Here is a 21,660-nt window from a genome sequence, read left to right on the forward strand (position 1 = left end):
AGACAGGACGAAGGCGTCATTGGAAAATCCAATGGCGCCTTTTATGTTGTTTAAAGAAAGGAGAATGATTATGAAAAGAAGAGGATTAGCAGTTTGTTTAACAGCATTGATGATTTTGAGTATGCTCGGTGGATGCGGAACGAAAAAAGCGAATGAAACTGCGGCAAGCAGAAACACAGCAGACAAAACTACGGCCGTGGAAACAACAGCGTCAGACACGAACACAAAAGAGACAGAAACTTCGGCAGCACCCTCCAATCTGGTGAAAAAAGGAACGCTCACCTACGCAGTGGCCGCTACTTTCCCGCCCTTTGAGTATATGAAGGATGAGGATTATGCCGGTTTTGATATTGAGATGGGTGAGGCTCTGGCAAAGGAGATGGGGCTGGAAGCGGAGATTATGGATATGACCTTTGACGGACTGATCAATGCTCTTAAGGGAGGACGCTGCGATATCATCAATTCCGCTATGTACATTAAACCGGAAAGAGAGGAACAGGTGGATTTTGTCCGCTACCTGACCCTCGGTGATACTATTCTGGTCCGTACGGGTACTGCCGAGGAACTGGGAATTGCCGGACCGGATGATCTGCCGGGAAAAACGGTAGCCGTGACGGCAGGAGCAGTGGAAGAAATGAAATGCAATGAGCTCAATGAGCAGTTTCAATCAGAGGGAAAAGAGGCGATTAATATCCTTTCCCTTCCTACCAGCAATGACGCGGTACTGGCAGTGAGAAACTCTCAGGCAGACTGTATGATCTATTCTTCTCCCAGCGCGGCATACCTCCAGGAAGAAGAACCTGGCGTATTTGATGCAGTGACTACTTTTGACAATGATACAGAGATCGGCATCGCCGTTAGAAAAGGCGATACTGAAATGAAGGAGGCGGTGGAGACGGCGCTTCAAAGACTGGTTGAAAACGGGACATATGCAGAGCTGATGAAGAAATACAATCTGCCGGAAGAACTGAGCTACTTTAAGTGACTCTGAACGAAACCGTATCTGTTTTTTAAATATTTTCTTTGAATAGGAGCTGATAATATGGATAAAATATTGAACTATCTGGTATCCCCGATGTTCATCGATGGAGCGCTTAATACGCTCAAGGTCACACTATGTTCTCAGACTTTGGCGATTCTTCTGGGATTCCTTATTGCTTTGACGAGACGATCCAGAGTAAAGCCTCTTGTTTGGCTGGTCAGAGGTTATGTTTGGATATTCCGTGGGATTCCTGTCATGGTACAACTGATTTTTGCTTTTAATGTTCTGCCCCAGTGGGGAATCCGCTTGAGCGGATTTCAGACAGCCATTCTTGCACTTACGCTGAATGAATCGGCCTACATGTCCGAAATTATTCGATCCGGTCTGGCTTCTGTGAGCAAAGGACAGCAGCGCGCGGGTCATGTGCTGGGGATGAGCAGACTTCAGATCATGTGCCACATCACGCTTCCCCAGGCACTTAGAGTCATTGTTCCTCCCACCGGGAATCAATTTATCGGTATGCTGAAGACCTCTGCCATGGCATCGGTGATCGGTTTTGGGGATCTGCTGAGAAGGGCTTCACAGTCAGCGGCGTCCAACTTTGACTATGTATCCGCATTGGCGGCGGCGTCCATTTATTATCTGGCATTTTCTGCAATTTTCACCGCAATTCTCGGGCTGATCGAAAGGAATATGGATATCACCCGGAAGGAGAAAACGGCGGCGAAGCCCGTCGCTGTTTTAAGCCAGGAGAGTCAGGCATAGTATCGGAGATAAGGAGGAAAGGCCATGGAAAAAGGAATGATTATGCTGAAAGCGGACCATATTGAGAAATCTTATAATGGGACACAAGTATTGAAAGATGTGTCGGTGAATATCCGGCAGGGAGAAAAGGTCGTCATCATCGGACCATCTGGATCCGGGAAGTCCACCCTTCTCCGAAGTATTTCCGGATTAGAAAAGGCAGATGCGGGCAGCGTCGTTTATAAGGGTGTGCCGATACAGGAAAAAGGGGCATATGATAGGACAGAGATCGGCATGATATTCCAGTCCTTTGATTTATTTGAGCACTTGACTGCGCTGGAAAATATCATGCTGGCTCCTGTGCTGGTCCATAAAGAAAGTAAGGAAAGAGCAAAGGAAAAGGCCATGGAGCTCTTGGAAACTATTCATTTATCTGAAAGGGCGGACTATTATCCCCAGGAATTATCGGGCGGGCAGCAGCAGAGGATTGCCATAGCCAGGGCGCTGGCCATGAATCCGAAGCTGATGTTCTTTGATGAACCGACCTCTGCCCTTGATCCGGAAATGACAGTAGAGGTGCTTGATATTGTCGTGGAACTGGTAAAGGACGGGATGACTGTCGTGATCGTTACCCACGAAATGGAGTTTGCCAGGAGAGTAGGAGACCGTGTGATATTTATGGACCAGGGGACCATCATCTCAGATATGCCGGCAAAGAAATTGACCATGTCAGCAGCGGAGAATCCCAGGATAAAGCAGTTCTTAAGTCAGCTGGAGCAATACAACTAAGAGAAAAAGAAAAGTTTATTCTTGAAGAGGGAATAGACTTTTCTTTTTTGACACAGCAATGATTATACAGAATGATTGGATAAATTGACAAAATTATCAGATATAACCTCGGTGATATAAGCTTATAGACAATATGTATTTGACAAATGCCTTTATAATTGATAAACTATACTTATCAATAACATAATATTAATTGACAGAGAATAGACAGAGACGTCGTTGAGCGAATTCAACGGCGTCTCTTTTCTATAATAAGGAAGGTCTAAGACTATAGAACGAATCGTTCGGGTTTATTTTAAGAGGAGGGATGAAATGAAGCTTATTTTTCATGATGACGGATAATGAAGTGACATATTTTAAAAGACAAATGAATAGTTTAATTTTAGACGAATCTGCTGAGTGATGATAGGCTGGAATTTCATAATTTTACTTTTTATTTTGATTAATATTTTTTTGAGGCTTTTTGTTCAGAAAAGATTGACATCGAGTGGAAACTATTGTATGCTTTCACTATAAAAAGTAAATATGTTTTTGAATATCGTCGTTATTGTGCTCAAATGAAAGAAAACAGTCATCTTAGGATTCGTCAAAATTATTCTAAAGTGGCTGTTTTTTTAAAAAAGTAGATTGTAGACAACCTACAATCCACAAAATGGTGTTACTAGAGGATGTTCAAACATATAAAAGTAAAAAAGAAAATGGAGGGAGAAACATGAAGAAACGGTTTGTTGCATGTGTTATGACAGTGGTGGTAGTTGCAGGACTGTTTGCCGGATGCGGGAAGAAGAAAGAAGCAGAATCTTCAGTCAGCGGCAGCGAGACTATCAAGATCGGCGTGGGCGTACCCATGACCGGAGGTTCGGCAGAACTGGGCGGACGTGTATTCAACGGCGCGGAGCTGGCAGTAGAAGAGATTAATGAGGCCGGCGGTGTAAAAGGCAAGAAGATTGAACTGGTATCTATGGATGACAAGGCTGACCCCAAGGAAGCCGCCAACGTTGCAAAGCTGTTTGTAGCTGATAAAGACATTATTGCATGTATCGCCGGATACAACAGCTCATGTACTTTGTCGGGTGCCCCTATTTACAATAAAGAGGGCTTGGTACATATCGCAGTCGGTTCCAGTTCTCCCAAGGTGAGTACGGCCGGTGACTATACCTTCCGTGTATGGAACTCCGACGTTTACCGTGCTACCTTCGACTTAAATGTTATCATTGACGCGGGTTATAAGAAGATTGGCATCATCTATCAGAACGACGACTTCGGCCAGGGAGCTCTGGAAGTTGCAAAAGAACGTCTGAAAGAAGAAGACATTGAACCCCTTGTAGCAGAAGGTTATCTGCTGGGTGAGACCATCGATTTCAATACCGTCATTACAAAAATGGTAGATACCGGATGTGAAGCCGTATTTGCCATCGCGGACGAGACAGAGCTGGCGGCTTTCGCGAAACAGTGCGTACAGCAGGGTTATACTCCGTTTATCTCCGCAACCGGTACATACAATCCTTCTGTTATCAGCCTCGGCGGTGATGCGGTAGAAGGGATGGTAGGCGATTCCTATTTCGATCCTGACAATGTACCCGAGAAAGCAAAAGAATTCTTTGACAAATACAATGATAAATATTCTGCCAATGGTGAAAGGACAGAAGATCCTACGTCTCCCTGTGCATATGCGGCTATCTATATGCTGAAGGCAGCGATTGAAGACGGTGCGGAGACCCGCGAAGATATCCAGAAGTATCTGGCCAACCTGAAGGATTTTGAAACCGTTGTTGGTTCTCTTTCCTTTGATGAAAACGGTGATGTGAAGATTCCGCTGGTTGCAGTACAGATTAAGGACGGCGCATTTGCAGCGTACAAATAATAAGACGTAAAGCATCCGCTAAGAGGACGGGCAGGGGTGCATCCCCTGCCTGCCCTGTATCTTACGGTCAAAGGAGGCAGAAACTTTGATAGCACAACAATTAATTAACGGTTTGACCCTGGGCGTGTTGTACGCATTACTGGCCCTCGGCTATACCTTGATATTCGGAACTCTTTCCTTTATCAATTTCGCTCATGGCGAAGTGTCCCTGCTGGGCGCTTACTTGGCTTGGTTCGCCATAGCCAGGATGGGATTCGCAGTGATTCCGGCCTGTATTTTTGGTATCATCATCACATCGGTTGTCGGCGTAATTATAGAGAGAGTCGGGTATAAACCCATCCGTACAGCTCCGAAGCTGGCCATGATTACGGTTTCGGTAGGTTTTTCTTATATCGTGCAGACAGCGATTCAGCTGATTTTCGGTACGCAGCCCCATGAATTTAAGGTTATAAGTGTTGCATCCTGGAATTTTGCGGGCATTACGATCAATTCTATTCATATTTTAGTTTTGATCGTGTCCATCATCCTGATGGTTTCTCTTCAGCTGTTTATCCATTATACCAAGAGCGGCAGAAGCATCCGCGCCATTTCCATGGACCAGGATACAGCGGGCCTTATGGGAATCAACGTAAACGCAACAATTTCTCTGACCTTTGCCATCGGTTCTGCTCTCGGTGCAGTTTCCTCCATCTTGATGGGTATGTACTATGCGCAGGTTTATCCGATGATGGGTACTTCCATCGGAAACAAGGCATTTGCGGCTGCCGTTCTGGGCGGATCCGGAAGTATACCCGGCGCCATGCTGGGTGGTATCATGATGGGACTCATCGAGAGCATAGCTGGCACCGTGCTGAATACTCAGGTCAGAGAAGGTGTTGCATTTGTCGTGATGATTCTCATCCTTATCTTTAAGCCTTCTGGCATTTTAGGAAAGGAGGTTGTCAAGGATTGAAAAAGGTATATGGTTTATTAAAAAGACATTCTATCATTGTTATTGCCGTCCTGGGAATCCTGGCACCTTTGGTAATCCGCAATACATATCACGTACATATCATTTTAATGTGTATGATGTTTGGTATCCTTGCGTCCAGCCTTAACATTGCAGTGGGTATGACCGGATTGTCAAACCTGGCACATGCTACCTTCTTCGGTATCGGTGCATATGCAGCAGCTATTTTAAATACAAGATATGGTCTTCCTTTTTATCTGACATTTTTTGCCGGAGGTCTCGTGGCCATGGTATTTGGATTTATCCTTGGCGCTCCGACCCTGAGACTGAAAGGTGTTTTCCTTGCGTTGGTCACCACAGGATTCGGGCAGGTAGTCAGGATCATAGAGCTTAACTGGGTGTCTCTTACCAACGGGCCTATGGGAATCAGCGGCATTGACGCGGCAGAGATCGGAAGCTACAGCTTCTCCACCGTTTCTTATATTTATTATGGCCTGGCGCTCCTCATTCTCTGCATGTATATGAGCAAGCGTCTTATGGGCACCAGAGTGGGGCGAGCTTTATTTGCCATCAAATATGATGAGACGGTAGCCCGTTCCCTGGGCGTAAATATCACATTTTATAAGGTAGGGGCGTATGTCCTTTCCGCATGTATGGCAGGTATGGCCGGAACTATTTTTGCACACTACGTATCCTTTATCAGTCCGGATACCTTCACCGTGGCGGATTCCACCACCGTACTCTGTATGGTTATCCTGGGCGGCGCCGGTTCGCTGCTTGGGCCGGTAATCGGTGCTTTTATCCTTACCATTGCGCCGGAAATCTTCCGTTTTGCCCAGACCTATCGTATGATCTTCATCGGTGCAGTTATGGTAATCGGTGTAATTGCCAACGAACGCGGATGGGTCCCCATGCTCACTTCAAAAATAAGGGGACTGTTCCACAGGAAGCAGACATCAGAAGAGGGAGGTAAGGCATAATGGCATTGTTAGAGGCACAACACATTAACATGTTTTTCGGCGGCCTTAAGGCTCTGAATGATGTTTCCCTGCAGGCGGAAGAAGGAAAGATTTCGGCCTTGATCGGCCCCAACGGCGCAGGCAAGACGACACTTTTTAATGTAATGACCGGATTTTTAGTCCCCACGGCGGGAAAGGTGCTCTTCCGGGGGGAAGAAGTTCAGGGACTGCCCGCATATAAATATGTTGAGAAAGGGCTTTCCAGGACCTTCCAGAATATTCGTCTCCTTCAGGAAATGACCGTTTTGGAAAACGTACAGCTGGGCTGCCATCATAACATGAAACAAAACCTTTTTGATGAACTTTTCATTTCTCCCCGCTGCAGGCGTGAAGAAAACGAAAGCAGAGAGAGTTCCATGGAAGCCCTGGAGTTCGTAGGGCTGGGAGATTTGGCAGGCGAAAAAGCGAAAAATCTCCCTTACGGACATCAGAGGAAGCTGGAGATTGCGAGGACCCTGGCTACCGGTGCGGAAATGCTTCTGTTTGACGAGCCTTGCGCTGGCATGAATACTGCAGAAAAAGCCCAGCTTTCCGAGCTGATTCTGGATATCAACAAGAAGCTTAAGAAAACCGTCATGTTAATCGAGCATGATATGCGTTTTGTAATGAAGCTGAGCGATACCATTACGGTTCTGGCTCAGGGTGAATGGCTGGCGGCCGGTTCTCCGGAAGAGATTCAGGCGAATCCTAAGGTCATCGAAGCATATCTGGGAACCAAGAGAAAGGCGGTGGGCTATCATGTTGGAGATTAAAAACCTGACGGTTCGGTATGGAAGTATTACGGCCCTTCATGGTATCAGCCTGGAGGTAAGAGAAAATGAAGTAGTGGCTCTGGTCGGGAATAACGGTGCGGGAAAGACGACGACTCTCCGCAGTATTTCCGGGCTTCAGAAGCCGGCTAAGGGCGATATCCTTTTCCAGGGCGAATCCATTGTGGGAAAACCTGTTCATAAGATAGTACAAATGGGTCTCATCCATGTGCCGGAAGGAAGAAAGATATTCACGAAACTGACCGTTCGCGAGAATCTTTTGATGGGGTCATTTTCCATAAAGAGCAAGACTGAAGTGTCGAATAACCTGGAACGGGTAATGCAGGTATTCCCTAAGCTGAAAGAGAGAATCAATCAGTACGGCGGCACCTTGTCAGGCGGCGAACAGCAGATGCTGGCGGTAGGACGTGCCATGATGGCGTCTCCGAAGCTTTTGCTGCTGGATGAACCTTCTCTTGGACTTGCGCCTCAGATCGTAGACGTGATCGGCGATACCGTTTTGGATATTGCAAAGCTTGGCATTCCGATTCTTCTGGTGGAGCAGAATGCGAACCTGGCTCTGGAAATTTCCAACAGAGCTTATGTGATCGAAACAGGAAATATCCAGATGTCCGCGGATTCGGCAGACCTTCTGAAGGATGATACCATCCAGAAGACCTATCTGGGCGTTTCATAATGATCGTCCAATCTGAACAGGGGGAATAATGACCTATGGATGAAAGAATTTTATATCCGTCTTTTTGCGGCATCAATACGTTCCTTCGGGCTCCGTATGTGAAGCTGGATGAAATAAAAGAGGGAGATTACGTGATCTCCGGCGTTCCTTATGATGTGACTATCGGTACCAGGCCCGGCCCGAGATATGCGCCGAATGCCATTCGGGAAGAGACGAGGCACTTTATCTATCATCTCTGCGCCATAGACGGAGAAGTGATTGATGTGTGTACAAAAAAAAGAATGCTGGCTCCGCCGAAAGAGATCGTAAAAGATATCGGAGATATACGGGTATATCCTACAGATGTCTGCAAGACTACCGACAGTGTGGCTTCCACGATCAGTAAGATCGTAGAGAAGGGAGCAACACCTGTGACCCTGGGCGGCGACCATTATGTGGCGTATCCCGTGGTAAAGGGATTTGAAGACGGCTTTAAAAAACGAATGGGCCGTCCTGTAAAGATCGGTTACATCCATGTGGATTCCCATATGGATATGTATGATGAAAACGATACCTGGGGGAAATATTATCAGGGTTCTCCCGCGAGACGGATCAGTGAATTTGAGAGTGTGGATCTCAAAAATATGGTGTTTGTGGGCCTGAACGGGACTACAGGTGTGGAAGGCTATGACTACGCTGTGAACGGCGGAGCGACCTTGTATACGATTGATGATATCCGCAGGGAAGGAATCTCGGATATTATGGAACGGGCTATTGCCATTGCATCCAAGGACTGCGACACAGTCTATGTGACCATTGACATCGATGTACTGGACAATGCCTTTGGCTGCGGCACAGGATGTTATGTCTTTGGAGGGATCACCTCCGTAGAACTTCTGGAGATCGGTTCCATTCTTGGCAGGACTCCCATCATAGGAGGCGTTGACATGGTAGAGGTATCTCCTCCCTGTGATACGACAGGATCGACTACCCGACTGGCAGCCAGTACCTTGATTAACTTCCTGAAGCCGAGGATTTTTGAGTTTCGTTAGGGGAGAAAACCAAAAATATAAACATGGATAGAAGGGGTGTCTGCCCCTTCTTCCTTTGTGTATCCATAAGGAGGAGACGAAATATGGATGGATTACAGGATTTCCGGATGAAACGAATCAAAAAAGCCATGGAGGATGCCGGAGCGGATATTCTCGTGGCGACGATGCCGTCAAATTTGTCTTACCTGACAGGAGGCTATGTGAGCGTCATGCAGTCTGCCATCCAGCATGCGGAATGCGCAGTCGGATATGTGCCGGAAGAGAATGCGCTGTTTTACGTGGTCGGATATTCGGAGCTGCCAACGGTTTTTGAATTTGCCGGGCTCTCGGCAGAGGTTTATGTGTCTGGCGGCCGGTTTTGCTTTGAAAAGGAAGAGGCTTGTAAGGATGGTTTTGCAGAGAGGGTCATGATTTATCAGAGGCAGGCATATGAGACAACGGCAGAAGCGTGGGCGGCAGCCGTGAAGGCCCATGGGAAACCGGGAGCGGTGGTCGCCGTGGATGAAGGGCGCATATTTCCAAGTCTTCTGGATGCCGTGAAAAGGGAACTGCCAGAATACCGTTTTGCCGGAGGAAATGTCATATTCAAGGAAGCCAGGCGCATCAAGCATCCGGATGAGATCATGGGAATCCGGAAAGCGGCGGTGACTGCGTCGGAAGCTTTGATGGAGATGCTGTCACGGTTCCGTCCGGGTATGACAGAATATGAGATGTACAGAGATTACAATCTGGAGCTTACAAAGAGAGGGGCGATTCCGTGCTATGGAGTGATAACCGCCGGAAAACGGGCGGCTTATTCGGATACCGTAAGTGACAGGACGAGAAAGATTCTGCCGGGAGAAATGGTACGGTTTGATTTTGGCTGTTTTCTGGATGGATATTGTTCGGATCTGGCCCGTACGGCCTATGTCGGAGAACCGGATGAAAAGGTTGCCCTTTATTACCGGGCGGTGCGGGAAGGCTGTCTGGCAGCCGCGGAAAAGATGAGGCCTGGGGCTTTATGCGGTGATGTTTTTGAGACGGCGGTGGAAACGGTAAGAAGCGCCGGAATCCCCCATTACCGCAGGCATCATTGTGGACATGGGATTGGCCTTGAGATGTATGATCTGTATTCCATCGCTCCGGGAAGTGAGGATGTGGTGGAGGAGCAGATGACGTTCTGTGTAGAGACCCCCTACTATGAGCTGGGTTGGGGCGGCGTACAGCTGGAACATACATTGGCCGTCACGAAGGACGGGTATGAATATCTGGATAAGACGGAGGACGGGCTTATCCTGATAGGATGAGATATGCAAAGGGCCGGACTTGATCGTCCGGCCCTTTGTTCTATTTTACCATGGCTTTTTCTATTTCAACCACATACATGGTGTGGTAGTCCTTAGATGGATACCATTTTTCATCTATCCAGCCGGCTGTCATATATTTGGCGTCCATGGGCTGGGAATAGAGCTTTTCACAGATAAAGGCAATGTCTGCATCGGCAAAGTAAGGAACGCCGTCTTCCTCTTCCAATTTCAGACCGGATTTGGCGATCTTGTCTTCATCCCGTCCAGATACGGTGCCGAAGTAGGAAAGTGTCTTTCTGTGAGCATCGTCCAGCACGGATATGGAAAGCTTGGTCCCTGCATCTACGAATTCTTTCGTATAACGGGTGGGACGGATAAAAATAAAGGCGGCGGGCTTTCCCCACATGATGCCGACGCCGCCCCAGGAAGCGGTCATGGTGTTTACTTTGTCCCCTTTTTTCGCTGTCAAAAGAAGCCAGTCCTTCCCTATCATCTGGAAAGGGTTTCTGGCGAGTTCCTCCGGATTGATCGATTTCATAATAGCTCCTCCTGTTCTGTATTTCTTAGTTTGCACAGCATTATGTTACACATATTATACCATAATACAGAAAGGGCGGCTATACCTGGTTTCATATTGAGACAGTTTGTGACGGGGACACAAGAGAAAAGGAAAAAGTAGTTGTATCCTTATAAACAGGGTGGCCCTCAGGGTGATAAAATAGAATTGGCGGCTGCCGGATTTTGGCAGCCGCCGGAATCTGTAATAAAAGGGGTAAGAGGGATGGATGCAGGAATCGTATTTCAAAAAATGCTTGTTTTGTTGATCATGATATTTGCCGGCTGCCTGGTATACAGGCTGGGAATTATCGGAAAGGAGACGAGCCGGCAGATATCCAGCCTCATGATAAAGGTCTTGAATCCGGCGCTTCTGCTTTCCAGTGCCATGGGAGATAAGGGAAACGTAACGGGAAAAGAGCTTCTGATCGTAGCGGCTTTCACCATTTTGATGTTTGCGTTCTTAATCGTCCTTGGGATTCCTTTTGGGGCCCTGTTCGGAAAGACAAAAGAAGAGAAACTCATGTATAATATGATGACCGTGTTTTCCAATTTGGCCTTTATCGGCATTCCGGTGGTCAAGGCGCTTTACGGAGACAAGGCGGTGATTTATGCGTCTGTATTCAATTTGGGATATAGCTGTTGCTTTTATACATATGGGATGATGCTGGTCGATAAGGCGGCGGGAGTGAGAGATAAAGGATTTTCTCTGAAAAGTCTTTGGAATCCAGGAGTGGTCTCTTGCCTGCTGACTCTGCTTCTGACGGTCACAAAGTTTCGGCTGCCGTTTTTTATCAGCGGGCCGGTAGAGTATTTGGGGAGTGCAAGCGTTCCGATAGCGCTGCTGACCGTCGGCATTTCACTGGCACAAAATGACTGGAAATCGATTTTTTTGGACTGGAAGGTGTATGTCTATTCCATATTGAAGCTGGTGGTGATCCCCGTAGCCTGTGTCTTTTTGCTGAGATTTCTGCCGATAGATGAAACGATATTGGGCGTGACGGCAGTAATGCTGGCCATGCCGGTAGGAAATATGGCAGTCATAGCGGCGGAGAGCGTGGGGATGGACGGCAGCGTCTGCGCCAGAGGGATCATGGTCTCGACTATCATGACGTTGGTCACGGTTCCCATGGTGGCCGCCATGGTATAAGGACCGGCATCAGTGACAGGAGCTGGGAGGAAAAAAGATGGATGCTGGAATTGTGTTCCAGAAAATGCTGGTACTATTGATTCTGATATTAGTGGGGTATCTGACTTATAAATTGGGTATACTGGGAAAAGATACAGGAAAGCAGATTTCAGGACTTATCGTAAAAGTACTGAATCCGGCCATCATGCTTGCCAGCGCCATGGGAGACCGGGGCAGTGTGACGGGAAAGGAACTGTCTCTGGCAGGAGTATTTGCTTTTTTTATGTTCGTGCTGCTGATCGGTCTTGGATGGGTCCTGGGAGCTGTATTCGGAAGAGACCGGGAAGAAAAGAGACTGTATAATTTAATGACGGTCTTTTCAAATTTAGGTTTCATTGGGATTCCGGTCACACAGGCGATCTACGGTGAAGCTGCGGTGATCTACGTATCGATTTTTGTACTGGAATATAATTGTTTTTTCTATACCTATGGAATGATGCTGGTAGACCGGGCTTCCGGAAGGGCAGGAAGAGGTTTTTCTCCGAAAAGTCTCTTAAATTCCGGTATGGCAGCCTGCGTCATCACATTACTTCTTACCGTCTTCCGTACTCCGGTTCCGTTCTTTATAAGCGGTCCCATCAGTTATCTGGGAGATGCCTGCGTGCCGATGGCCCTCCTGGCCATTGGGGTGTCTCTGGCGCAGAATGACTGGAGGACTATATTCCTGGACTGGAGGATTTATCTGTTTTCTATTCTTAAGCTTTTGGCAGTCCCTGTAATCTGCGTCCTTTTCATGAGGCTGATTCCGGCGGACCGGACCATACGCGGTGTGACGGCAGTGATGCTCGCGATGCCGGTGGGGAATATGGCAGCTATGGCGGCGGAGACCGCAGGCATGGATTCTGCCGTCTGTTCCAGAGGAGTTACCATTACGACGGTATTGACACTCTTTACAGTTCCGTTGGTAGCGGCGTTAATATAATAGGACAAATGTTTTTCTTCCCATTTTTTGAAAAAAGGCTTGACAAAAAGCTCTAATTGAGATACAAGTGATACAATTCAACAGGAAAGGCCTGGTCCTGCCGTTTTTAATGAGGGGAAAATATGAAAAGTGTAGATGTGTATTTGCAGAGAAAACAGTGGACAAAATATATGCTCTGTGTGATAGGGGCTTTGATCTATTCCTTTGGCATGAATGCGTTTGTGGTGCCGGTTCGGCTGTATGCCAGCGGTGTCATGGGAGTCAGCCAGATCATAGAAACTCTTCTGGTGGAAAAAGCCCATATTAATCTGGGCGGTTTTAATCTTACCGGAACGATTTATTTTCTGATGAACCTGCCTCTTTTCTTTCTGGCTGTACGTCAGATTGGAAAACAGTTTCTTTTAAAGACCGGAATCAATGTGGTCTGTGTCACGTTTTTTATGAGTGTCCTGCCGGTTCCGCAGATTCCCATCATGGAAGAACGGCTGACCAGTGCCATCATAGGAGGCATCATCTGCGGAGTAGGATCAGGAATCGCGCTTCAGGCCGGAGGAAGCGGCGGCGGTTTGGACATTTTGGGAATCTATCTGGCGAAAAAGAACAAGGAGTTCAGCGTCGGGCGCTTGTCTTTGATCATCAATGGCGTCATATACGGAATCTGTATCCTGCTGTTCGACGTGTCAGTGGCAATCTATTGTATCATATACGCGACCTTTGCAGCGATGATAGTGGATAAAGTGCATACACAGAGTATCAATGTGGAGGTGATGATATTCACCAGGACTGACGGGGAAGCCATATGCAATATTATCATCCAGGAGTTTAACCGAAGTGCGACATTCTGGAAAGGTGTGGGAGGTTATACGGAGAAAGATACGGTGATCGTCTATTCTGTCCTTTCCAAATACGAGGCTACAATCTTGAGACGGCTGGTGAAGGAAAAAGATCCTCACGCTTTCATAGTGCTGCAGGAAGGATGCCATATCGCAGGAAATTTTCAGAAGCATTTATAACAAAAAACAGGAAAAGAATCCCGTTCGCGGGATTCTTTGTTATTTTACATAACTTTTTTCTGTCTTTATATGATTCAAACAGCAGAAACAAGGTGTATAAAATTAGACTTAAAATTGAATGATTATTTTGGCATAATAAAGAAAAATGATAAATTGTAAAAAATAAATTGATAATATGGGCTAATATGTTATACTTATGCTATGCAGATGTACACGGAAATGGAAAAAATGTATCGGACAGATGACAGAGAAATCGGAACTAAATAACAGAAAGGAGAACAGAGGGATTGAAGAAGATTATCAACAAACCGGAAGACGTTGTAGAAGAAATGCTCCACGGACTGGCATTGGCCAATCCGGCGGTGAAACACAGCAAAGGGCTTGGAGTGATCTCCAGAAAAGAAAAAAGTGAAAAGGTTGGAGTGGTATCCGGCGGAGGGAGCGGCCACGAGCCGGCTCATGCGGGCTATGTGGGAAAAGGGATGCTGGATGCGGCGGTGGCCGGCAATGTATTTTCTTCCCCCGATCCGGAACGGATCCGTGAAGGCATCGATCAGGCAAACGGTGGAAAAGGCGTGCTTCTGGTGATCAAAAACTATTCCGGCGATTATATGAATTTTACGATGGCGGCGGATCTTGCAGAAATGGACGATATTGAGGTGGACTATGTCATGGTAAAGGATGATGTGGCTGTGGAAGACAGTACATATTCCACTGGGCGCAGGGGAATAGCCGGTACAGTCTTCGTCCATAAGATCGCCGGTGCGAAGGCAGAAGCGGGAGCCTCCCTTCCAGAGGTAAAAGCGGCCGCGGAAAAGGCCATCAAATATTTGAGAAGTATGGGAATGTCCATGAGTGCGTGTACGATTCCTGCAGTGGGGAAGCCGGGATTTACCTTAAATGAAAATGAAATAGAAGTGGGAATGGGGATTCATGGGGAACCGGGCATCAGCAAAGAAGAAATGAAGGAATCCGGAGAGATCGCAAAGATTCTGCTGGATAAGATTCTGGATGATTATGAAGCGTCGGGGATTGAGATGAAAGGAACAGAAGTCGCTCTTATGGTGAATGGACTGGGAGCAACACCGCTCATGGAGCTTTATATATTGAACGGAGACGTACAGGCATATCTTGAAGAAAAGGGAATCAAAGTATACAGGACATTTGTGGGAAATTATATGACAGCCCTCGAAATGGCCGGCTGTTCCCTGACACTGATGAGGCTGGATGACGAATTAAAGGAACTGTTGGATGCGCCGAGTGAAGCGCCTGCGTTTCGGATATAAAGGAAGCTGTGGAACAGGAGGGAAATGGCCATGGGTTTTCAGCTGACAAGCAAAGATTATATGGAATATATAAAGCTGGTATATAAAAAAATTCATGAAAACAGAGAATACATCACAGATTTGGATGCTGCGACAGGGGACGGTGACCATTGGGCAAATATTGACAGTGGATTTGGAAAATTGAATGAGATTTCAGAATCTCTGGAATGCCTGTCTCTTTTTGAGCAGTTTAAGCAGATCGGAAAGACGATGATGTCTGTCATAGGAGGCTCTTCGGGAGTCCTCTACGGAAGCGCTTATCTGGCGGCGGCGAAGGTATTGAAGGGAAAAGAAGCAATCGGGAATGAAGAGCTGTGCGGCGTGCTCACAGCCATGCTGGATGCGATCATGTCCAGGGGAAACGCGCAGCCGGGCTGGAAGACTATGATCGACAGCCTTCACCCGGCGGTAGAATGTTATAAAGCCTGTCTGGCAGAAAATGTGCCGGAAGAGGAAATCTTGACCAGAGTAAAACAGGCAGCCTTGGATGGGGCTGAAAATACCAGAGGAATGGAGGCTGTGAGAGGACGTGCCACTTATCAGGCGGACAAAGGTGTGGGACATCTGGACCCCGGGGCAGTGACAATGTCTTATCAAATAGAGATTTTAATGGATTATATCCGGTCAAAATCATAAAAGACACCGGAAGAAGACGAAACTGAATAAGAAAGAGTATGAAGAAGACCGCTGCCTTTTGAATCGTCAAAAGGCAGCGGTCTGAAGCTGTTGTATGGTTCAGGATTCATATATTTTCTGATAGATGGTCTCTCCCAGGCTGTCGGCATGGTTTTCTTCCAGGGAAGGATTTTCCCTCAGCAGATAATCCCGAATCAGGGCCAGTCGTTTCAGGCAGAGGATCTCTTCTTTTGGTATCGAGCCTTCTTCTGCTTCAATGGTATGGTCCAGCTGTGCGCCGGTGTAAGTATCCAGAAACCATTTGATGATGTCGGCCTCCATGGTAGTCTCTTCATTCATTTTGGCTTTGTAGACGTTTGCTTTTTTAAAGGAGACTGTCCCGATGATCAGGAAAGCGACGGAAATGCAGCAGAGCACCAGAAACATGATAGGCTGTTCACCCCAGGTAATAGGGAGAGGCAGGATATCCAGTGCTGCCAGAACGAGGGCAGCGGCCACCAACGCGCCTACGACCAGGAACGACATGGCGGAAGAGGAGTTTTCTTTATATTTTTCTTCACTGCCTACAAAGGTACGAATGGTCTGATCTGCGGTTTCTTCCTCCGGCAGTTTTTCTTCCGGTTCCTGTTCCATATAAATCCTCAGCAGAGACACGGCTTTTCTGTACTGGCTGTCAGGAACTTCCAGCTGAAAAATATCGGATTCCTCATCGAAGATACTTTTGGCATCAATTCCTGAATATGTCAAAAATTCGAGAATTCTGGAGATTCGCTCTGATTCGTCAGAGATGAGGACGCTCATCGCTTCCTCCGTATGATCTGTTTGCATAGAAGTCATGGAGTTTCGTTCCTTTTCTATTTATTGATGTGGCAGTTGACTCTTTCTTTTTATTATAGTATAAGTGCCTGGCGCTGGCAACCGATTACTTAAAAAAGAAACGGATTCCGTTAATTCCTGTTGGAAAAAGACCGTAACAGAGAAAGAATATGGTATGATGATAAACGGAATAGACAGTTTCTGATACAGAAAGGATTTCCTTATGAAGATAACAATACTTGCGGTGGGGAAGGTGAAGGAAAAGTTTTATTCACAGGCGGCCGCCGAATATATCAAACGTTTGAGCAGATACTGCAGACTGGACGTAATAGAAGTGGCAGATGAGAAAACACCGGACGGAGCCAGTGATACCGTTAATCGGAAGATCAAAGATAAAGAAGGAGAACGGCTTTTATCCCACATAAAGGACGGGATGTATGTCATTGCCCTGGCTATAGAGGGAAGACAGAGGAGCTCAGAGGAGCTGGCGGACAGGCTGGCGGAGCTGGGTCTCCGGGGTGACAGCAGCTTGGTTTTTGTCATCGGAGGCTCTCTGGGACTTTCTGAATCGGTAATGGCGAGGGCCGACGAGTCCCTCAGCTTTTCCAGGATGACTTTTCCTCATCAGCTGATGAGAGTAATACTGCTGGAACAGGTTTACAGGGGATTTCGCATCATGCATGGAGAGCCGTATCATAAATAACCGTCATTTTATAGCTGAAAATTTCCCCCGCGCCCTGCTAAGGCAGTTTGGATTTGTTTTTTTATTATTGTAACTTTTCATCATCAAATGTTACTAATGTTTAAAAGGGCAGGAAAGGCAGAAGACTGTGGATGCATTTGAAGAAATCTATATCGCATATAAAGATGATATCTATCGGTTTATCTATAAATTGACAGGCTATGATTCTGCCTTATCGGAGGAGCTTCTATCTGAGACCTTTTTTCGGGCTTTTGTATCGTTTGGTAATTTTAAGGGGCTGTGTGAAATAAAAACCTGGCTTTGTCAGATTGCCAAAAATACTTATACAGGATATGTTCGGGCGGAGATAAGAAAAAGACGTCTATTCAGCAGGCTTGAAAAGGCGAAAGAGACTGAAGATTTTTCAAAGGATATTGAAAATAAGGAACTGCTATTTTGTATACAGTCTATTTTAAACGGATGTGACAGAAGAGCGAGGGACATCGTTCAGTACCGGATGTTTGCCGGACTTAAATTTAAAGAGATCGCCAGAATACTAGATATTAAAGAAACGACAGCGAAAGTGATTTTTTACAGGACAAGGGCGGCTGTTCAAATTCAGTTAAAGGAGAAATTTGGCTATGAAATATAAATGCGATATCATCCGGGACCTGATGCCTTTGTGTGCAGATGATTCTGCATCGGAGGACAGCAAAAAAGCAGTTTCTGAGCATATGGCGGAATGTGGGGACTGTGAAAGATATTATGAGGAACTGATTCATGGCGTGGACCTTTGCGGAGATCAGGCGGATACCTTACCTTCAGGATACGCGGCTTTGGCGAAGAGAATCCGGAAACGGAATAGGATACGCAGGGGCGGAGCATGTTTGATCGTCGGCATTGCATTTTTGTTACTGGCAAACTATGCTTTGGGATATCGGTTTTCTGCAGAGACTGCGGCAGCTCAGTCCGGAAAGCTCAATCCCACGTCTGAATTGCTTGGCACATATGACTGGGGGAAAGTCCGGTTTTTCTTTTACGAAAGCGCCGCCAGTTATGATACAGTCGTATCATACAGACACTGGAACGGCTGGAGATCGGACGACAATTATTTTGTCTGGCCTAAATATCCCGGTGATAAAGGAAAGGTCCTTGTGACGAGCGGGATATATTTCTGGGATTATGAGAAAGGTATCCTCATATTTCCGGTGCTTTCCGATGACCCGGATATTGTAAAGATAACCATCACAGCCTTTGGAGAGACAAAATCGGCGGATATTTCTTCTGGCCTGCTGTCTGTTCTGGCCTTTGAAAATGATGACCCCTCTTTCTCGGACCATACGGCCGGTTATGCATATGACGAAATGGGAAGGGTGAAGTATGAGCTTAAATACGACGAGTCCATGGTCCGATGGAGCTGGGAAAGTACCGGCTGAAAATAAAAAGTCAGCCGGCTTCTGTACACTTTTAAAGTGCCAGTCCACATTCCAGTGCCAACGCCAGGTATTTTTCCGAATGATGCAGCCCATATTCCGTCAGATCCCGCGGCTGCCATTCTTCGCTGTCCAGATTGTCTGCGCCGTAAAAGAACTGGGCAAACCGGACACGACGGTATTTAGAAACTGCCAGCAGCGCGGAATACTCCATGTCGACGCCCAAACATCCCAAATTTTTGTAGGTTTGGATCGCATCCGGCGTTTCCCTGTAAATGGCATCGGTAGTCCATATTTTTCCGGTAACATAAGGGTATCCGCATTTTTTCAGGCAATCTTCCAAAATCCGGATTGTTTCTGGGTCGGATTTGATTTCATCACTTGGAGGCAGATAGTGGTAGCTGGTCCCTTCTTCTCTTATGGCGGCGGAAGGAATGATGAGGCGGTCATTGACGGCGCTGTCGTCCAAAATCCCGCAGCATCCGAAAAATACAAATTTCCGGGCGCCCAGGGCGATCACTTCTTCCAGGCCGCAGACACTGGCCGGCGCTCCCACCAAAGAAAGATAGAAGGCGATCTCTTTTCCGCCATATGTGATTTTGTAGATTGGATTTTTGCCGTTGGCGGTATACAGATGTGCGATAATCTTTACTCCATCCAGACCGGCAAATTTATCAATGATCTGTTTGGAAAATGTGGATATGCAGATTTCCGGAAAATCTTCCGCCGGTTCTGTGAGATCCGTCGGGTTTATAAAAGCTGTGGGAGACGGCTGTTCCTTGTAAAACACAGTGTTCATCTTATATCCTCCTTTTTGGGAAACATTAAACCAGTCAGGACTTTTGGAAAAGTCCGTTGGACGTATGATATCCGGCAGCTTCAAGAAGTCTGTCCATGGTCCGTGCCAGCTTCAATGTAAACTCATTGGACACATAAGGAACCTCTCCCTCTGTGATGCAGCGTCCCAGCTGCGCCACCTCCAGACTGTAGTTTTGAGGTGCGAAGACCTCTTTTGTCACTTCTTTTCCATCTGTGCAGATGGTATAGTTTAACTTCCCCTGCTGATTGAATTCGGCCTCTGAGCGGATATGGCCTTTTGTACCATGGATCTGCAGGCGGTCGATCCGCTTATCTGCTTCCGTTTCCAGCAGCATTCCACAAGTAAAAGCAGCCCTTGCGCCGTTTCCAAAGGTCATGATGCCTGAAGTACATACATCAACTCCCTGTTCGGAATAATCACTGACAGCCATGACCTTCTCAGGTTCCCCGTCCAGCATCCAGAGGATCTGGCTGGTGTTATAGCATCCAAGGTCATATAAGGCTCCGCCGTTTGTTTCTTTCCGCATGCGGATATTGCTGAGTTCATAATCAGATGTGATAAAGGCCGTTTCCATATAAAGGATCTTGCCGATGGATCCGCGGTCCACCTCTGACTTTAAAGCCTGCACAATAGGGCTGTGAAGATACGCAAACGCCTCCATCAGAAACACACCGTTCTTTTCGGCTGCTTCGATCATTTCCCTTGCTTCTGCTTCACAGGGGGCCAGAGGCTTTTCACAAAGTACGTGCTTTTTTGCTTCCAGTGCTTTTATGGTCCATTCTTTGTGCAGGGTATTGGGGAGAGGAATATAAACAGCTTCCACCTGCTCATCCGCTAAGAGCTCTTCATAGCTCCCATAAGCCTTTTCAAATCCAAACTCCTTTTTGAAATTCTCTGCTTTTTCCAGATTTCTTCCGGCGACTGCATAGAGCTCGCAATTTTCTGCCAGCCGCATTCCGGGGATGGTTTGTCCTTTTGCGATTCCTGCCGTTCCGAGTACGCCCCATTTTACTTTTCTCATATCAAGACTCCTTTCACTATGCTTTATTCCACTGTAATCTGCACCACATTGGATACGCTTCTCTTGCTGTCAGCATCTCCAAATACGATCAGCCGGAGCTCATCATCCTCGTACATCAGATATACCTTTCCGTTTTCTTCTGCTTCATCGGCGGAAACCTCCGCAGAATAGGAATCATCAGAAGAAACAATCACATTTCGGTAATGATCAATGTTAAGCTGTTCCAGAACCGTACTTAGTTCAATACCGTTGCCCTCCACTGAAATTTCATCGCCTTTTCCATTGATCCGAATTCCGGATACCGGCTCATATTGCCACTTATTATAATCCAGTACAAAATTCTCTCCTTTATGAGATACCTTTACATTACCCTGAGCAGATGTATCCCGCGTTTTTAAATGGATCGCTGACAAGATTCCGGCTAATGCCAAAAGGGAAAGAATAAAAAACATTACACGTTTATTTTTCATGATCCGTTCCCTCCCGATTTATCCGAATACCAAAGAAACGCCGTATTAAGGCGTCCTGCGATCCAGGAACCTAAAAGTCCGTAGACAGATCCGCTAGCAGCAGACACACAAAGATACAGCCAGAGAACAGCTCCCTTCAGTCTAAAAACGAGGACATTGGCTGTGACAGAAGCCATGAGCGCAGCCAGTGCATTGGCAAAAACCATCCGTTCCTGTCTGGGAAACCTTCCTTTTTTCATAAGGCCGAAGACTAGATCTGTGGTGATTCCGGGAATGAGATACCCAATGGGCATGAAGATTCCCATGCTGCCCACCCGTCCAAGGGCCAGCGCCAAAAGTCCCTGCACGCAGCCCATCAGGCTTCCGCCGCCGCGCATTCCGGCGGCCTCCAGCGCGATCACAAGAAACATAATGGAAAATCCCGTACTGATCCCGCCGGGAATGTGCAGTGCTTCTGTGATCACATTAGCCATGGGATTTATGAGCTTTTTGGTAAACAATCCCAACACACAGCATAATGCCATAAAATTAAGCATTACTAATTTTGATCTTTTCATAATAAGAACTCCTTCTCAACATGGAAAGCATATCCGTTTCCAGATATACTCCGGCCGTCCGGCATGCGCATCATGCGTTTAGCCAAAGACGGCTCGGAATTCAATTTCAAT

General features: G+C 46.8%; 24 protein-coding genes and 1 riboswitch. Of the genes, 18 read left to right on the forward strand and 6 right to left on the reverse strand.

Annotated elements, in window-relative coordinates; all coding sequences use genetic code 11:
• The first annotated feature begins 70 nt into the window (after positions 1 to 70).
• The 10 genes from LQE92_RS07995 (at position 71) to LQE92_RS08040 (ending at position 10,110) form a co-directional block, all read left to right on the forward strand.
• The gene (locus LQE92_RS07995; RefSeq protein WP_231062454.1) at positions 71 to 985 is read left to right on the forward strand and encodes an ABC transporter substrate-binding protein; all 915 of its coding nucleotides are present in this window, start codon (positions 71 to 73) and stop codon (positions 983 to 985) included.
• Between the two features lie 57 nt (positions 986 to 1,042).
• On the forward strand, positions 1,043 to 1,747 hold the full coding sequence (locus LQE92_RS08000; RefSeq protein ID WP_231062455.1) for an amino acid ABC transporter permease: 705 nt from the start codon (positions 1,043 to 1,045) through the stop codon (positions 1,745 to 1,747).
• A 24-nt stretch (positions 1,748 to 1,771) separates the two neighbouring features.
• Positions 1,772 to 2,515, forward strand: coding sequence for an amino acid ABC transporter ATP-binding protein (locus LQE92_RS08005; RefSeq protein WP_331001267.1), 744 nt, complete (start codon positions 1,772 to 1,774; stop codon positions 2,513 to 2,515).
• A 712-nt stretch (positions 2,516 to 3,227) separates the two neighbouring features.
• Entirely contained in the window at positions 3,228 to 4,379 is a 1,152-nt protein-coding gene (locus LQE92_RS08010; protein ID WP_231062456.1) for an ABC transporter substrate-binding protein, read from the forward strand.
• An 85-nt stretch (positions 4,380 to 4,464) separates the two neighbouring features.
• Positions 4,465 to 5,331, forward strand: a complete 867-nt coding sequence (locus LQE92_RS08015; RefSeq protein ID WP_231062457.1) for a branched-chain amino acid ABC transporter permease — start codon at positions 4,465 to 4,467, stop codon at positions 5,329 to 5,331.
• Positions 5,328 to 6,308 carry a branched-chain amino acid ABC transporter permease gene (locus LQE92_RS08020; RefSeq protein ID WP_231062458.1) on the forward strand — a complete coding sequence of 327 codons (981 nt, stop codon included), beginning with the start codon at positions 5,328 to 5,330 and terminating at the stop codon, positions 6,306 to 6,308. The genes LQE92_RS08015 and LQE92_RS08020 overlap by 4 nt, the downstream gene beginning before the upstream one ends.
• The gene (locus LQE92_RS08025) at positions 6,308 to 7,099 is read left to right on the forward strand and encodes an ABC transporter ATP-binding protein (RefSeq protein ID WP_231062459.1); all 792 of its coding nucleotides are present in this window, start codon (positions 6,308 to 6,310) and stop codon (positions 7,097 to 7,099) included. The genes LQE92_RS08020 and LQE92_RS08025 overlap by 1 nt, the downstream gene beginning before the upstream one ends.
• The gene (locus tag LQE92_RS08030; protein WP_231062460.1) at positions 7,086 to 7,793 is read left to right on the forward strand and encodes an ABC transporter ATP-binding protein; all 708 of its coding nucleotides are present in this window, start codon (positions 7,086 to 7,088) and stop codon (positions 7,791 to 7,793) included. Before LQE92_RS08025 ends, LQE92_RS08030 begins: the two co-directional genes overlap by 14 nt.
• A gap of 35 nt (positions 7,794 to 7,828) precedes the next feature.
• Positions 7,829 to 8,824, forward strand: a complete 996-nt coding sequence (locus LQE92_RS08035; protein ID WP_231062461.1) for an agmatinase family protein — start codon at positions 7,829 to 7,831, stop codon at positions 8,822 to 8,824.
• 83 nt (positions 8,825 to 8,907) lie between these two features.
• A complete protein-coding gene (locus LQE92_RS08040; protein WP_231062462.1) occupies positions 8,908 to 10,110 on the forward strand; it encodes a M24 family metallopeptidase in 1,203 nt (400 codons plus the stop codon).
• 40 nt (positions 10,111 to 10,150) lie between these two features.
• Here the strand turns inward: LQE92_RS08040 and LQE92_RS08045 are convergent, their stop codons facing one another.
• Positions 10,151 to 10,648 carry a flavin reductase family protein gene (locus LQE92_RS08045; protein ID WP_231062463.1) on the reverse strand — a complete coding sequence of 166 codons (498 nt, stop codon included), beginning with the start codon at positions 10,646 to 10,648 and terminating at the stop codon, positions 10,151 to 10,153.
• 243 nt (positions 10,649 to 10,891) lie between these two features.
• On the opposite strand from LQE92_RS08045, the gene LQE92_RS08050 reads away from it, so the two are divergent.
• The 5 genes from LQE92_RS08050 to dhaL all read left to right on the forward strand — a co-directional run bounded on the left by LQE92_RS08050 (position 10,892) and on the right by dhaL (position 15,750).
• Positions 10,892 to 11,815 carry an AEC family transporter gene (locus LQE92_RS08050; protein ID WP_231062464.1) on the forward strand — a complete coding sequence of 308 codons (924 nt, stop codon included), beginning with the start codon at positions 10,892 to 10,894 and terminating at the stop codon, positions 11,813 to 11,815.
• A gap of 37 nt (positions 11,816 to 11,852) precedes the next feature.
• Complete coding sequence (locus tag LQE92_RS08055; protein WP_231062465.1) at positions 11,853 to 12,776, forward strand: AEC family transporter; 924 nt, start codon at positions 11,853 to 11,855, stop codon at positions 12,774 to 12,776.
• Between the two features lie 122 nt (positions 12,777 to 12,898).
• Positions 12,899 to 13,789: a YitT family protein gene (locus LQE92_RS08060; RefSeq protein ID WP_231062466.1), complete on the forward strand. Its 891-nt coding sequence runs from the start codon at positions 12,899 to 12,901 to the stop codon at positions 13,787 to 13,789.
• 287 nt (positions 13,790 to 14,076) lie between these two features.
• A complete protein-coding gene (gene dhaK / locus LQE92_RS08065; RefSeq protein ID WP_231062467.1) occupies positions 14,077 to 15,075 on the forward strand; it encodes a dihydroxyacetone kinase subunit DhaK in 999 nt (332 codons plus the stop codon).
• A gap of 30 nt (positions 15,076 to 15,105) precedes the next feature.
• Positions 15,106 to 15,750, forward strand: a complete 645-nt coding sequence (gene dhaL, locus LQE92_RS08070) for a dihydroxyacetone kinase subunit DhaL (protein ID WP_231062468.1) — start codon at positions 15,106 to 15,108, stop codon at positions 15,748 to 15,750.
• Positions 15,751 to 15,849: 99 nt separating this feature from the next.
• Here the strand turns inward: dhaL and LQE92_RS08075 are convergent, their stop codons facing one another.
• Positions 15,850 to 16,587 (reverse strand): hypothetical protein, encoded by a 738-nt coding sequence (locus LQE92_RS08075; protein WP_231062469.1) that lies wholly within the window; start codon positions 16,585 to 16,587, stop codon positions 15,850 to 15,852.
• 202 nt (positions 16,588 to 16,789) lie between these two features.
• Between LQE92_RS08075 and rlmH the strand changes: the two genes are divergently transcribed.
• From rlmH to LQE92_RS08090, 3 genes are all read left to right on the forward strand, one after another.
• A complete protein-coding gene (rlmH, locus tag LQE92_RS08080) occupies positions 16,790 to 17,269 on the forward strand; it encodes a 23S rRNA (pseudouridine(1915)-N(3))-methyltransferase RlmH (protein WP_231062470.1) in 480 nt (159 codons plus the stop codon).
• 127 nt (positions 17,270 to 17,396) lie between these two features.
• Positions 17,397 to 17,900, forward strand: a complete 504-nt coding sequence (locus tag LQE92_RS08085) for an RNA polymerase sigma factor (RefSeq protein ID WP_231062471.1) — start codon at positions 17,397 to 17,399, stop codon at positions 17,898 to 17,900.
• Positions 17,890 to 18,684, forward strand: coding sequence for a zf-HC2 domain-containing protein (locus LQE92_RS08090; RefSeq protein ID WP_231062472.1), 795 nt, complete (start codon positions 17,890 to 17,892; stop codon positions 18,682 to 18,684). The genes LQE92_RS08085 and LQE92_RS08090 overlap by 11 nt, the downstream gene beginning before the upstream one ends.
• Before the next feature lie 31 nt (positions 18,685 to 18,715).
• Here LQE92_RS08090 and LQE92_RS08095 read toward each other — a convergent pair whose 3' ends face one another.
• From LQE92_RS08095 to LQE92_RS08110, 4 genes are all read right to left on the reverse strand, one after another.
• On the reverse strand, positions 18,716 to 19,480 hold the full coding sequence (locus LQE92_RS08095) for a nucleoside phosphorylase (RefSeq protein ID WP_231062473.1): 765 nt from the start codon (positions 19,478 to 19,480) through the stop codon (positions 18,716 to 18,718).
• A gap of 34 nt (positions 19,481 to 19,514) precedes the next feature.
• Positions 19,515 to 20,522: a Gfo/Idh/MocA family protein gene (locus LQE92_RS08100; protein ID WP_231062474.1), complete on the reverse strand. Its 1,008-nt coding sequence runs from the start codon at positions 20,520 to 20,522 to the stop codon at positions 19,515 to 19,517.
• 23 nt (positions 20,523 to 20,545) lie between these two features.
• A complete protein-coding gene (locus LQE92_RS08105) occupies positions 20,546 to 20,992 on the reverse strand; it encodes a hypothetical protein (protein ID WP_231062475.1) in 447 nt (148 codons plus the stop codon).
• Complete coding sequence (locus LQE92_RS08110; RefSeq protein WP_231062476.1) at positions 20,989 to 21,549, reverse strand: hypothetical protein; 561 nt, start codon at positions 21,547 to 21,549, stop codon at positions 20,989 to 20,991. Before LQE92_RS08110 ends, LQE92_RS08105 begins: the two co-directional genes overlap by 4 nt.
• Positions 21,542 to 21,660: riboswitch (molybdenum cofactor riboswitch) on the reverse strand. (Overlaps the previous gene by 8 nt.)

Origin of the sequence: Lientehia hominis (genome assembly GCF_021044755.1) — a bacterium.
Classification (GTDB): domain Bacteria; phylum Bacillota; class Clostridia; order Lachnospirales; family Lachnospiraceae; genus Lientehia; species Lientehia hominis.